The sequence below is a fragment of the Noviherbaspirillum cavernae genome (assembly GCF_003590875.1).
Classification (GTDB): Bacteria; Pseudomonadota; Gammaproteobacteria; order Burkholderiales; family Burkholderiaceae_D; genus Noviherbaspirillum; species Noviherbaspirillum cavernae.
This window is the reverse complement of record NZ_QYUN01000002.1, coordinates 938,943-951,306: the sequence shown is the minus strand read 5'-3', so window position 1 is coordinate 951,306 and position 12,364 is coordinate 938,943. Positions and strand designations below refer to the sequence as shown.

At 58.7% G+C, this 12,364-nt stretch carries 13 protein-coding genes; 10 read left to right on the top strand and 3 right to left on the bottom strand.

Features of this window, described 5'->3' with window-relative positions; all coding sequences use genetic code 11:
- The first annotated feature begins 203 nt into the window (after positions 1–203).
- The 6 genes from folD (at position 204) to D3870_RS04510 (ending at position 6,097) form a co-directional block, all read left to right on the top strand.
- Positions 204–1,049: a bifunctional methylenetetrahydrofolate dehydrogenase/methenyltetrahydrofolate cyclohydrolase FolD gene (folD, locus tag D3870_RS04535; RefSeq protein WP_119737031.1), complete on the top strand. Its 846-nt coding sequence runs from the start codon at positions 204–206 to the stop codon at positions 1,047–1,049.
- 4 nt (positions 1,050–1,053) lie between these two features.
- Entirely contained in the window at positions 1,054–3,132 is a 2,079-nt protein-coding gene (locus D3870_RS04530) for a M3 family metallopeptidase (RefSeq protein WP_119737029.1), read from the top strand.
- A gap of 32 nt (positions 3,133–3,164) precedes the next feature.
- Positions 3,165–3,797: a glutaredoxin family protein gene (locus tag D3870_RS04525; RefSeq protein ID WP_119737028.1), complete on the top strand. Its 633-nt coding sequence runs from the start codon at positions 3,165–3,167 to the stop codon at positions 3,795–3,797.
- Positions 3,798–3,845: 48 nt separating this feature from the next.
- Entirely contained in the window at positions 3,846–4,271 is a 426-nt protein-coding gene (locus tag D3870_RS04520; protein WP_119737026.1) for a DNA polymerase III subunit chi, read from the top strand.
- Positions 4,268–4,645 carry a hypothetical protein gene (locus D3870_RS04515; RefSeq protein WP_119737024.1) on the top strand — a complete coding sequence of 126 codons (378 nt, stop codon included), beginning with the start codon at positions 4,268–4,270 and terminating at the stop codon, positions 4,643–4,645. Before D3870_RS04520 ends, D3870_RS04515 begins: the two co-directional genes overlap by 4 nt.
- Before the next feature lie 135 nt (positions 4,646–4,780).
- On the top strand, positions 4,781–6,097 hold the full coding sequence (locus D3870_RS04510; protein ID WP_119737022.1) for a D-amino acid dehydrogenase: 1,317 nt from the start codon (positions 4,781–4,783) through the stop codon (positions 6,095–6,097).
- 84 nt (positions 6,098–6,181) lie between these two features.
- Here D3870_RS04510 and D3870_RS04505 read toward each other — a convergent pair whose 3' ends face one another.
- Positions 6,182–6,691, bottom strand: a complete 510-nt coding sequence (locus tag D3870_RS04505; protein WP_119737020.1) for an Lrp/AsnC family transcriptional regulator — start codon at positions 6,689–6,691, stop codon at positions 6,182–6,184.
- Between the two features lie 146 nt (positions 6,692–6,837).
- On the opposite strand from D3870_RS04505, the gene D3870_RS04500 reads away from it, so the two are divergent.
- Positions 6,838–7,983, top strand: coding sequence for a branched-chain amino acid ABC transporter substrate-binding protein (locus D3870_RS04500; RefSeq protein ID WP_119737018.1), 1,146 nt, complete (start codon positions 6,838–6,840; stop codon positions 7,981–7,983).
- A gap of 129 nt (positions 7,984–8,112) precedes the next feature.
- Here the strand turns inward: D3870_RS04500 and D3870_RS04495 are convergent, their stop codons facing one another.
- A complete protein-coding gene (locus D3870_RS04495) occupies positions 8,113–8,421 on the bottom strand; it encodes a c-type cytochrome (protein WP_119737016.1) in 309 nt (102 codons plus the stop codon).
- Between the two features lie 175 nt (positions 8,422–8,596).
- On the opposite strand from D3870_RS04495, the gene D3870_RS04490 reads away from it, so the two are divergent.
- Positions 8,597–8,815 carry a TIGR04438 family Trp-rich protein gene (locus D3870_RS04490; protein ID WP_119741668.1) on the top strand — a complete coding sequence of 73 codons (219 nt, stop codon included), beginning with the start codon at positions 8,597–8,599 and terminating at the stop codon, positions 8,813–8,815.
- A gap of 75 nt (positions 8,816–8,890) precedes the next feature.
- Here the strand turns inward: D3870_RS04490 and ilvD are convergent, their stop codons facing one another.
- Complete coding sequence (ilvD, locus tag D3870_RS04485) at positions 8,891–10,564, bottom strand: dihydroxy-acid dehydratase (protein ID WP_119737014.1); 1,674 nt, start codon at positions 10,562–10,564, stop codon at positions 8,891–8,893.
- A 104-nt stretch (positions 10,565–10,668) separates the two neighbouring features.
- Here ilvD and D3870_RS04480 point away from each other — a divergent pair, with 104 nt between their 5' ends.
- Both D3870_RS04480 and lgt read left to right on the top strand, forming a co-directional pair.
- Positions 10,669–11,565 (top strand): LysR family transcriptional regulator, encoded by an 897-nt coding sequence (locus tag D3870_RS04480; RefSeq protein ID WP_119737012.1) that lies wholly within the window; start codon positions 10,669–10,671, stop codon positions 11,563–11,565.
- Positions 11,566–12,363 (top strand): prolipoprotein diacylglyceryl transferase, encoded by a 798-nt coding sequence (gene lgt, locus D3870_RS04475; protein WP_119737010.1) that lies wholly within the window; start codon positions 11,566–11,568, stop codon positions 12,361–12,363. It abuts the gene before it with no gap.
- The last annotated feature ends 1 nt before the right edge of the window (position 12,364 follow it).

The following is a 12,364-nucleotide window of genomic DNA, read 5'->3' as shown; positions in this document are numbered from 1 at the left end:
TTGTTTTAACAACGTTTGCCGTGGCGGTGCGCGGTGAAAATATTCTAACAGCACTCTTTCAATTTTTCAAAATACGGTATTACTTTTTATAATGTGAAATTATTTCGACCACGCACGCACCTCAGGTCACCCAATCCGGACAGGTTCTCAAGACGTTCAACTTATATAATCTCCTTTTCATCGTTCTTATCCCAACGCAAACCATGCCTGCACAACTCATCAACGGAACCGAGCTCTCCCACCAATTGCGCGCCGATGTCGCCAAACGCGCAGCCGCACTGACCGCCAAGGGCAAGCAACCCGGCCTGGCCGTCATTCTGGTCGGCGACAGCCCGGCTTCGCAGGTCTACGTGCGCAACAAGGTCAAGGCCTGCGAGGACAACGGCATTCATTCGGTACTGGAGAAATACGACGCCGACATGAGCGAAACGGCATTGCTGGCCCGTATCGATGCATTGAATCGCGATCCGAAAATCAACGGCATCCTGGTGCAGCTTCCGCTGCCGCCGCATATCGATGCACACAAGGTGATCGAAGCCATCGCACCGGAAAAGGATGTGGATGGTTTCCATATCAGCAACGCCGGTTTGTTGATGACAGGGCAACCGCTGTTCCGCCCCTGCACCCCTTATGGCGTAATGAAAATGCTGGAATCGATCAACTATCCGGTGCGCGGTGCCCACGCCGTTGTCGTCGGCGCCTCCAATATCGTCGGCAAACCGCAGGCGATGCTGCTCTTGCAGGCCGGTGCAACCGTCACCATCTGCAATTCGAAAACACGTGATCTCGGTCATCACACGCGCCAGGCCGACATCCTCGTCGTCGCCACCGGCAAACGCAACACCGTGACCGGCGACATGGTCAAGCCGGGCGCAGTCGTGATCGACGTCGGCATCAACCGCGACGACAACGGCAAGTTGTGCGGCGACGTTGATTTCGCCAGTGCCAGTGAAGCGGCCGGTTACATCACGCCGGTGCCGGGCGGCGTGGGACCGATGACGATCACGATGTTGCTGGTCAACACTATTGAAGCCGCAGAAAGAACCTGACGCCATGAACTCCGCCCTGAATCCCCTGCTCGATTTTTCCGACCTCCCGCGTTTCGACGCGGTCAAGCCCGAACATGTCACGCCGGCAATCGCCGAACTGCTCGATGCGAACCGGGCGGTCGTCGCCGTCCTTGAAAAGCCGATGGACGAGGTCACATGGAACAATTTTGTCGAACCGCTGGAAAACTCGACTGAAAAACTGGGCCGGGCATGGGGCATCGTCGGGCATCTGAACGCCGTGGTCGACACGCCGGAACTGCGCGCCGCCTACAATGAAAACCTGCCGAAAGTGACCGAATTCTGGACCGAGCTGGGACAGAATCTCGCGCTGTTCGACAAGTACAAGGCGCTGCGCGCGAGCGCCGAATACGCAAGCCTGTCGCCGGCGCGCAAGAAGATCATCGAGAATGCCGTGCGCGACTTCCGCCTCGGCGGCGCGGAACTGCCCGACGACAAGAAGGTGCGCTACGCCGAGATTCAGGAAAAGCACGCCGCATTGACCACGCGCTTCTCGGAAAACGTGCTGGACGCCACCAATGACTACGCGCTCTTCGTCGAGGACGAAACCGAGCTGGCCGGTCTGCCGGACGACGTCAAGCAGGCGGCACGCACCGCTGCCGAAAAGGATGGCAAGCCCGGCTTCAAGTTCACGCTGCACTTCCCGTCCTACTTCCCGATCCTGCAGTACGCCGACAACCGCGCGCTGCGCGAAACGATCTACCGCGCCAACGCGACCAAGGCATCGGAACTCGGCACCGTGTTCAGCAAGTTTGCTGAATGGGATAACACGCAGAACATCGTCGAGATCCTGAAACTGCGCGACGAGGAAGCCAAGCTGCTCGACTTCAGGAATTTCGCCGAAGTGTCGCTGGTGCCGAAAATGGCCGAAACGCCGCAGCAGGTCATCGACTTTCTCGAAGACCTGGCGACACGCGCACGCCCATTCGCGGAAAGCGACCTCGCCGAATTGCGCACCTTCGCCGGCAAGGAACTCGCGCTCGATACGCTGGAAGCATGGGACATGGCCTATGCCGCGGAAAAACTGCGCGAGCAGAGGTACGCGTTTTCCGAGCAGGAAGTGAAGGAATACTTCCCTGAACCGAAGGTGATCGACGGCCTGTTCCGCGTGATACAGACCCTGTTCGCCGTCGAGATCAAGCCCGACAACGCACCGACCTGGCACAAGGACGTGAAGTTCTTCCGCATCGAGCGCAACGGCCAGCTGGTCGGCCAGTTCTATCTCGATCTGTATGCACGCAGCGGCAAGCGCGGCGGCGCATGGATGGACGACGCGCGCGGGCGGCGCCTGACCGGCAAGGGCGTGCAGACGCCGGTCGCCTATCTGACCTGCAACTTCTCCGAACCGGTGGTCGTCAACGGCAAGGCCAAGCCGGCGCTGTTCACGCACGATGAGGTCATCACGCTGTTTCATGAATTCGGACACGGCCTGCATCACATGCTCACGCAGGTGGACGAGCTCGGCGTGTCGGGCATCTCCGGCGTGGAATGGGACGCGGTGGAACTGCCATCGCAGTTCATGGAAAACTTTTGCTGGGAATGGGATGTGCTGCAACACATGACAGCGCATGTCGACACCGGCAAGCCGCTGCCGCGTGAACTGTTTGACAAGATGATCTTGGCGAAGAACTTCCAGTCCGGCCTGCAGACCCTGCGCCAGGTCGAGTTCGCGCTGTTCGACATGCATCTGCACTATGGACACGACCCGCACGGCAGCGAGACCGTGCAGGATGTGCTGCGGGATGTGCGCCATCAGGTGGCGGTCGTGATCCCGCCCGAATTCAACCGCTTCCAGCATTCGTTCGGGCATATCTTTGCCGGCGGCTATGCGGCGGGCTACTATAGCTACAAGTGGGCGGAAGTGCTGTCGGCCGATGCCTACAGCGCGTTCGAGGAAGCAGGCACCCTCAGCGGCAATATCCTCTCCGCCGAAACCGGCGAGAAATTCCATCGAGAGATATTGGGCATGGGTGGCTCGCGCCCGGCGCTGGAGTCGTTCAAGGCATTCCGCGGCCGCGAACCCAGCATCGACGCGCTGCTGCGCCACAGCGGCATGACTTCATAAAAGCGAAAACACGGCGAAACAAGGGAGATGACATGAAACGCACATTGCCATTGTGTTCACTGGTATTGCTGGTGTGCGCCGCAAGCGCCCAGGCACAGATGTATAAATGGGTCGGGCCCGACGGCAAAGTCACCTACAGCGACACGCCGCCGCCCAAATCGGCAACGCGTGTCGAAACGAAATCGCTGAGTGCCGGCGGCGTCAACACCGCAGGTCTCCCTTACGAATTGGCAGAAGCCGCAAGGAACCATCCTGTCACGCTCTACACGACAACGGACTGCGCGCCGTGCAACGAAGGGCGCACCCTGCTCTCCCAGCGCGGCATCCCCTTCACTGAAAAGACCGTGACGAGCAAGGACGACTCCGAACAGTTCAAGAAGATCAGTGCTGACGGCAAGCTGCCGTTCCTGCTGGTCGGCCGCGGCAAGGAACGCGGGTTCGACACGGACGCGTGGAATGCGGCCCTGACTTCGGCAGGCTATCCGGAAACGAATCGCCTGCCGAAGGGCTACAGCAATCCGCAAGCCGAAGCCGCTGCCGGCCAGGCGAAATCCGTTGCCGCAAAAACGGAAAAGCCATCGGCCAGGGAAAGCAGAACCGCAGACAACACCGCGAGCGAATTGCCGCCCGCCACAGGCAATGCGCCGCCTGGCTTCCGCTTCTGACCTCTTGCAACCAGCGAGGCGCTGGCCATCCTTCGCCTCACCAGCACCATGACCCGAATCGATTTTCACAGCAATGTCCCGGACAAGATCGCATACGCCTGCCGGCTGGTGCGCAAGGCGCGCGCCGCGGATTGCCGCATTGTGCTATATGCCGATGACAAAGCCGCGCTTGCAACCCTGGATCAGGCGCTCTGGACTTTTTCCGAACTGGATTTCCTGCCGCATGTGATGGCCGACGATGCGAACGCGCAAACGACGCCGATCATCCTGACCGACAGCGACAGCGCCGAACTGCCGCATCACCAAATCCTGATCAATCTATCGGTCACCACGCCGGCGTACTTTGCCAGCTTCGAACGCATGTTCGAGATCGTTTCCGCAGACGATGCGGACAAGGCAGCCGGACGCGAGCGGTATCGCTATTATCAGCAGCGGGGCTACCCGCTGACCCATTTCGTCGCCGAACAAGCATGAACAATTCCACGCATGACGCCGGCATTCCGGTCCTGACCGAAATCATTCCCGCCGCAGGCAATGGCAGCCCGCCCCCCGCCCCGATGGCCAGGCCGAATCATGTCCCTCAGGAAACGCAGACATCGCCGGCACAGGACGGCGAGCAATGGACCGAACTCGAGCGCGACATCAGGGAACGCGTTCTGCAACAGGTGCTGGAGCGCATCGACTTCGTGCTCGAACAGCGCGTGCGCGACAGTCTGGCCGACGTTCTGCAGACTGCGGTGGAAAGTTTGACTGCGGACATCAGGAGCGGCTTGCATCACACCATTCGGGACGTCGTCGCCCGCGCAGTTTCGCAGGAAATATCAAAACTCCAGTCTTCAAAGAAATAAAATTCCCCGTATTTTTTGTTTTTTAAAACAATCTCTGCGAAATTTTATCGATCCATGAAAATTTCAATCGCCGGATTGAACACATAAGCAAGCGATAACTTTCTACAATTCCGGCATCACATTACGGAGCTGTTCATGAAAGTCATCGTATTAGGTTCAGGCATTATCGGCACGGCTTCTTCGTGGTTCTTGAACAAGGCAGGGCATGACGTCACGGTACTGGAACGCCAGCCGGGCGTGGCGCAGGAAACCAGCTTTGCCAACGGTTGCCAGATTTCCGTATCGCACGCCGAACCCTGGGCGAACCCCGCCGCTCCGATGAAAGTCCTGAAGTGGCTCGGCAAGGAAGACGCGCCGTTGCTGTTTCGCCTCCGCCCGGAACTGCTGCAATGGCGCTGGGGCCTGAACTTTCTGCGCGAGTGCACACCGGCCCGCACCGACGACAACATCCGCCAGATCGTCGCGATCTGCGAATACAGCCGCCAGACCCTGCAAGCGGTTCGCGCGGAGACCGGCATTGCCTATGACGAACTGACACGCGGCATTCTGCATTTCTATACCGAGCAAAAGGAGTTCGACGATTCGCTGCCTGCCGCGAAGCTGATGCGCGATCTCGGCTGCCCGCGCGACTCGATCAGCGCCGATGAAGTCGTGCGCATCGAACCGGCTCTGGCAAGAATCCGCGACAAGATCGTCGGCGGCGATTTCACCGCCACCGACGAGTCGGGCGATGTTTACAAATTCACAACCGGCCTTGCCGGCAAAGCGGCGGAAGCCGGCGTCGATTTCCGCTTCAACACCACGATCACCCGCTTGCTGACCGAAGGCAGTGGCGCATCGGCCAAAGTCACCGGCGTCGAAATCATCGACCCCGAAGGCCGCCATCAAGTGCTGCGCGCCGACGCTTTCGTCATGGCAATGGGCAGCTTCTCCGTGCCGCTGCTGAAGCCGCTGGGCGTCGACCTGATGATCTATCCGGGCAAGGGTTACTCCGCCACCTATACGGTCACCAATCCGGACGCAGCGCCGACCGTTTCGCTGACCGATGACGGTTACAAGCTGGTGGTATCCCGCTTGGGCGATCGCCTGCGCGTGGCCGGCACCTGCGAGCTGAACGGGTACACACGCGAGCTCAACACGAGGCGCTGTGAGGCAATCACCCGCCGCACGCGCGAACTGTTCCCCGACGCATGCGACTATGAGAATCCGACCTACTGGACCGGATTGCGCCCGCTGACACCGTCCAACGTGCCGTACATCGGCAAGACCAGATTCAGCAACCTGTACCTCAATACCGGTCATGGCACGCTGGGCTGGACCATGGGCTGCGGTTCCGGCCGCGCCATTGCGGAAATCGTATCCGGTCGTCAACCGGAAGTGGACTTCGCATTTACGGGCATGCCGCGCCGAGTACCGGGCCAGATCAGTGCTTCCCGGCCACAGCAAGCATAACAAGCTTGCAGTGCTGAAAAACCGATGCGCCCCGAGAGAATCTGTCATCTCTCGGGGCGCATCTGCGTTATAGGGGTATAAGAATTATTTGGAGACGCGCACTTGCACCTCTGCAAGCTTTTCGTCAAAGGCGACGCGGGTGGCGAATTTGGCGCGTTTCATCGGAAATCTGGACTGGAAATGCCGCACATTTCCCGATCCTGAGATGACGCGCCGCACGAATTGATAGTAGGCATCCATATCGATGACATGGACCACCAGGAAATAGTCATAGTCCCCGGAGACGAAATAGCACTGCATGACCTCGGACTCCTTGGCCATGCGCGCTTCGAATTCCTGCATGTGTTCGTCGGATTGGTTGTTCAACGACACTTCAAGAAACGCCAGCATGCCGTAGCCAAGTGCAAATGGATCGACCATGGCAACGTCCGCGCTGATAATCCCCGCCGCGCGCAAGTCGCGAATGCGGCGCAGGCAGGTGGGCTGGGAGATATGCACTTTTTCGGCCAAAGTGCGAGTGGGGATCTGATTGTCTTTCTGCAGAAGGTTCAACAGCTTGCGATCAACCTTGTCCAGGACATGAAATTTAGGCATAGAGAAAAGTCATGAATTTTCAAAAAAACCATATGAAAACTCTTTGCTAACAGTTTTTTATGTTGTACCGTCTGCTTGTTCAGAAAATCTGAATAGGTGAGTGTTGCAGTAACCTTGTATTTTTTCAATCCTTAGGAGGGTATTTTATGCAGGTCACAACAAAAATGATCCCGCTGGCAGGCGCTCTGGCCTTTGCCTTTGCAGGTGCTGCTTTCGCCCAGGAACAAGTCGTCAAGATCGGCCACGTCGGCCCGATCTCCGGCCCCATCGCTCACCTCGGAAAAGACAATGAAAACGGCGCTCGCATGGCCATCGAGGAGTTGAATGCCAAGGGCCTGACGATCGGCGGCAAGAAGGTCAAGTTTGAACTGCTGGCCGAAGACGATGCGGCCGACCCGAAACAAGGTACCTCCGCTGCCCAGAAACTGGTCGATGCCAAGATCAACGGCGTCATCGGTCACCTGAACTCCGGCACCACCATTCCGGCTTCCAAGATTTACCACGACGCCGGCATCCCGCAAATCTCTCCGTCCGCTACCAACCCGAAATACACCCAACAAGGCTTCAAGACCGCGTTCCGCGTGGTCGCCAATGACGGCCAGCTGGGCGGCACGCTGGGCCGCTACGCAGCCGACAAGCTGGGCGCCAAGAAAGTGGCCGTGATTGATGACCGTACCGCATACGGCCAAGGCGTGGCTGATGAATTCATGAAGGGTGCCAAGGCCAAGGGCGTGCAAGTGGTGGCCCAGCAATACACCAACGACAAGGCGACCGACTTCAATGCGATTCTGACTGCGATCAAGGCCAAGAATCCGGACGTCGTGTTCTTCGGCGGCATGGATGCAGTGGCCGGTCCGATGCTGCGCCAGATGAAGGCGCTGGGCATCAATGCCAAGTTCATGGGTGGCGACGGCGTCTGCACCGAAGGCCTGATCAAGCTGGCGGGCGATGCACTCGGCGAGGGACAGGTAGTGTGCGCCGAAGCCGGCGGCGTGGAAGACGCACAGAAGAAAGGCATGGAAGACTTCCGTGCCGCCTACAAGAAGAAGTTCGGCACCGAGGTGCAGATCTATGCACCGTATGTGTACGACGCGACCTTGGTGATGGTGGAAGCGATGAAGAAAGCCAACTCCACCGATCCGGCCAAGTATCTGCCGGAACTGGCGAAGATCAACTACAAGGGCGTCACCGGCCAGATCGTGTTCGACCCCAAGGGCGACATCAAGAACGGCGCACTGACGCTGTACACCTACAAGGGTGGCAAGCGCGAACAGATCGCTGTGGTGCGCTAATCAATCAGCACACGCCTCGACATGAAAACGCCCGGTCTTCGGATCGGGCGTTTTTTTATGCGCTTTCTTGTGTGTCCTGCAAAAAACAAAAGCGCTCATCAGAGCGCTTTTTGAACGGGTCGGGTATCGTTATTTCTGCGACATCACCCATTTCACAAGCGTGCGCGCTTCGGCGTCGCTGACTTGTGCGTTAGCCGGCATCGGGACCGCGCCCCACACACCGCTGCCTCCCTTCAACACTTTCTGTGTCAATTTGTCTTCCGCATCCTTCTGACCCGCGTATTTCGCGGCAATGTCCTTGAATGAGGGGCCGACCACCTTGTTTGCCACCGCGTGGCAGGCCATGCAGTTCTTCGCTTTTGCCAGATCGGCATTCGCCATCGCCGCGTTGGAAATCAGTGTGCCAAAAGCCAAACAAAGCAACAAGGAACGTTTCATTACCTTCTCCAAAATGATGACTGGGTGATTCTACCGTGTTTCTGTTTTAATCAAGCTTGGCATTCGCGCAAAAAACACAGCATGCCTCCCTATAACTCCGGGCCGAAACAGCGCGTTGACAGTCTCGATTGACCGTTACACTCGTTCACAATATGCTTGATTCAAAGGAATGCATATGCCGTTAATTGTTCTTATTGTCGCTTTGTCATTGCTGCGATTTTTCGAGATCGGACTGTTCGCCGATTTGTCGTGGTGGTGGGTCGCGGGCCTGTTTGCGCTTGCTTTCGTGTGGTTCGAATTCATCGAGAAAATGTTCGGACTGGACAAGCGCAAGGCGGCAGAGCAGCTGGAGAAAGCACGACAAGAGCGTGTCAAAAAGACATTCAAAAAATAGACTGCACGTCATACTTCAACATGCAAAACAAAAAAGGCCGGAATCGCTCCGGCCTTTTCATTTGCACAAAGTCAATCAGCCCGTGACTGCCCCTTTGCTTGCCGGCGAAGCCAGCGCGGCGAACTTCGCCAGCACACCGCGCGTGTACTTCGGCGCAGGCGCTTTCCAGTTCGCACGGCGACGGGCGATTTCTTCGTCCGCCACATTCAGCTGGATCAATTGCTGGTGCGCGTCGATGGTGATGCTGTCGCCTTCCTGCACCAAGGCGATGGTGCCGCCAGCAAAAGCCTCCGGTGTAACGTGACCAACCACCATGCCCCAGGTGCCGCCGGAGAAACGACCGTCAGTAATGAGTCCGACCGACTCGCCCAAGCCCTTGCCGATGATGGCGGAAGTCGGCGCCAGCATTTCCGGCATGCCCGGTCCGCCCTTCGGGCCGAGGTAGCGCAACACGAGGATGTCGCCTGCCTTGATCTTGTCGGCAAGGATCGCGTCCATCGCAGAGTATTCGTCATTGAACACGCGCGCCGGTCCGGTGATGACCGGATTCTTCAAACCGCTGATCTTGGCGACGCAGCCGTCCGGCGACAGATTGCCCTTCAGGATGGCGAGATGTCCTTCATCGTACAGCGCCTTGTCAATCGTGCGAATCACGTCCTGATCGGCGCGCGGCACGTCCGGCACGTTCGCCAACTCTTCCGCCATGGTGCGGCCGGTAATGGTCATGCAATCGCCGTGCAGCAGACCGGCATTCAGCAGAATCTTCATCACTTGTGGAATGCCGCCGGCCTTGTGGAGATCGGTCGCGACATACTTGCCGGACGGCTTCAGGTCGCAGATCACCGGAACCTTGCGGCGCATCCGCTCGAAATCGTCGATGGTCCACTCCACCTCGGCGGCATGGGCAATCGCCAGAAAGTGCAACACCGCATTGGTCGAGCCGCCGGTTGCCATGATCACGGCGACTGCATTCTCGATTGATTTGCGGGTGATGATGTCGCGCGGCTTCAGGTCGCGCTTGACTGCTTCCACCAGCACACGCGCGGATTCGGCGGCCGAGCCGACCTTTTCGTCATCCGGGTTGGCCATGGTCGAGGAATACAGCAGCGACATGCCGAGCGCCTCAAACGACGAGGACATGGTGTTGGCGGTGTACATGCCGCCGCAGGAACCGGAAGACGGACAGGCATTTTTTTCCACGCCTTCGAAATCTTCCTGCGACATGCGGCCAGCGGTAAATTCACCGACGGCTTCGAACGCAGACACGATGGTCAGGTCCTGTCCCTTCCATTTGCCCGGTTTGATGGTGCCGCCGTAGACGTAGATGCTGGGTACATTGGTACGCGCCATGGCGATCATGCCACCCGGCATGTTCTTGTCGCAGCCGCCGATCACCACGCAGCCATCCATCCACTGGCCATTGACCGCCGTCTCGATACAGTCGGCGATCACTTCGCGCGAAATCAGCGAGAATTTCATGCCTTCCGTACCCATCGACATGCCGTCGGAAATGGTCGGCGTGCCGAACACTTGCGGATTCGCGCCGGATTCCTTGACGGTCTTGATGGCAATATCTGCCAGCTTTTGCAGGCCGGAGTTGCAGGGAGTGATGGTCGAGTGGCCGTTGGCAATGCCGATCATCGGATTGTCGAAGTCTTCCTTCTGATAACCCATCGCGTAATACATCGAGCGATTCGGGCTGCGGGCCACGCCTTGCGTGACGTTTTTCGAACGGCGGTTGAATGCCATGAGGCCTCCAAAATGGCAGGTGAATAATATGAAGAGCGTTAGGGTGCCTTGCGCAAAGCCATCTGTCAAATATATGATTCATTACCGATTAATATGAATTGCATATGAATATTGAACTTCGGCAATTGCGCTATTTCGTCGCGGTGGCAGAAGAAAGTCACTTCGGTCGTGCGGCGCTTCGATTGCACATGACACAGCCGCCGCTGTCGCAGACCATTCAGTCGCTTGAGGCTGCACTGGGCACGCCGCTGTTCGCCCGCACCAAGCGCAGCGTGGCCCTGACGCCGGCGGGCATCGCCCTGCTGCCCGAGGCGCGCCGCATTCTGCAGCAAGCCGGCACCTTGCCCGATCTCGTGCGGCGCGCGGCCTCGGGCGAATCGGGCCTGTTGTCGCTGTCGTTCGTCTCGACGGCTGACTACAGCCTGCTGCCTCCACTGCTGCGCGAATTCCGCGAACGCTATCCGCAAGTGCAGATCGACCTGCGCGAAGCGACGACCGACATCCAGCTCGACGACCTGATGCAGGGCAGAATCGATGCGGGATTGCTGATCCCGCCCTTGCCGGAGAAGGCGAAGGCAGAACTGGATTATCTGACCGTGCTGTCCGAGCCGCTCATCGTGGCGATGCCGCAGGGACTCAAGCCATTGCGCAGCAAGAGCAGCGTGTCATTGCAGGCGCTCGCCGACATGCCCTTGATCATTTTCCCGCGTCGCATTGCCCCCGCCTTTCACGATGCAATCCTGGCGTCCTTCCGCGACGCCGGCCTGACGCCGCGCATCGGGCAGGAAGCGATTCAGATGCAGACCATTGTCGGCCTGGTGTCGGCCGGCATGGGCATCGCGCTTGTGCCACAATCGGTGTCGAATCTGAAGCGCCCCGGCGTCGAATACAAAAACCTGACCGGCAAGACCCTGTCGGTGGAAACCGGCCTTGCCTGGCGGCGCGACAATGCGTCGCCGATACTGCGTGCCTTCCTCGAACTATTGCGAAAGAAACGATAGATGCTTGTACACCCTCTTCCCGATCCGATCGCCTTCAAACTGGGGCCGCTGTCCGTCCACTGGTACGGACTGATGTATCTGGTCGCATTCGTGCAATTCCTCGTCCTCGGCAGAATGCGCGTGCGCCAGCCGCACATCGCGGCCGCGGGATGGAAGAATCAGGACCTCGACGACATGCTGTTCTACGGCGTGCTGGGCGTGGTGATCGGCGGCAGGCTGGGCGAGGTCTTGTTCTACAACCCGGGCTATTACTTCTCGCATCCGGCGGAAATCATCGCGATCTGGAAAGGCGGCATGTCCTTCCATGGTGGATTCCTCGGCGTCATTCTCGCGATGTGGCTGTGGGCGCGCAAGGCCGGGCGTAATCTGGTCGATGTCCTCGACTTCATTGCGCCGCTCGTGCCGCTCGGCTACGCCGCCGGCCGCATCGGCAATTTCATCAATGCCGAGTTGCCGGGTCGCGCCGCTGATCCTTCTCTGCCATGGGCGATGCTCTGGCCCAATGTTGACAGCCTGCCGCGTCATCCCTCGCCGATCTATCAGGCGCTGGTTGATGGCGTTCTGGTATTCATCATCGTCTGGCTGTATGCACGCAAGGCGCGTCCGCCGCTCGCTGTCGGCGCGATGTTCGTGATGCTCTACGGGATGGCGCGCTTCTTTACCGAGTATTTCCGTACGCCCGATTACCTGGTGTCGTTTGCGGGCATCACGATCTCCGCCGGACAGCTGCTGTCGCTGCCGATGATCGCTTTCGGCCTGATCGCCCTGCTTGTTACCTATCGCAGAAACCCGCGCTGAA

What these genes read in the sequence shown, in the direction of transcription:
- folD (WP_119737031.1), top strand. Translation starts at nt 204, where the DNA reads ATGCCTGCACAACTCATCAACGGAACCGAGCTCTCCCACCAATTGCGC.
- D3870_RS04530 (WP_119737029.1), top strand. Translation starts at nt 1,054, where the DNA reads ATGAACTCCGCCCTGAATCCCCTGCTCGATTTTTCCGACCTCCCGCGT.
- D3870_RS04525 (WP_119737028.1), top strand. Translation starts at nt 3,165, where the DNA reads ATGAAACGCACATTGCCATTGTGTTCACTGGTATTGCTGGTGTGCGCC.
- D3870_RS04520 (WP_119737026.1), top strand. Translation starts at nt 3,846, where the DNA reads ATGACCCGAATCGATTTTCACAGCAATGTCCCGGACAAGATCGCATAC.
- D3870_RS04515 (WP_119737024.1), top strand. Translation starts at nt 4,268, where the DNA reads ATGAACAATTCCACGCATGACGCCGGCATTCCGGTCCTGACCGAAATC.
- D3870_RS04510 (WP_119737022.1), top strand. Translation starts at nt 4,781, where the DNA reads ATGAAAGTCATCGTATTAGGTTCAGGCATTATCGGCACGGCTTCTTCG.
- D3870_RS04505 (WP_119737020.1), bottom strand. Translation starts at nt 6,691, where the DNA reads ATGCCTAAATTTCATGTCCTGGACAAGGTTGATCGCAAGCTGTTGAAC.
- D3870_RS04500 (WP_119737018.1), top strand. Translation starts at nt 6,838, where the DNA reads ATGCAGGTCACAACAAAAATGATCCCGCTGGCAGGCGCTCTGGCCTTT.
- D3870_RS04495 (WP_119737016.1), bottom strand. Translation starts at nt 8,421, where the DNA reads ATGAAACGTTCCTTGTTGCTTTGTTTGGCTTTTGGCACACTGATTTCC.
- D3870_RS04490 (WP_119741668.1), top strand. Translation starts at nt 8,597, where the DNA reads ATGCCGTTAATTGTTCTTATTGTCGCTTTGTCATTGCTGCGATTTTTC.
- ilvD (WP_119737014.1), bottom strand. Translation starts at nt 10,564, where the DNA reads ATGGCATTCAACCGCCGTTCGAAAAACGTCACGCAAGGCGTGGCCCGC.
- D3870_RS04480 (WP_119737012.1), top strand. Translation starts at nt 10,669, where the DNA reads ATGAATATTGAACTTCGGCAATTGCGCTATTTCGTCGCGGTGGCAGAA.
- lgt (WP_119737010.1), top strand. Translation starts at nt 11,566, where the DNA reads ATGCTTGTACACCCTCTTCCCGATCCGATCGCCTTCAAACTGGGGCCG.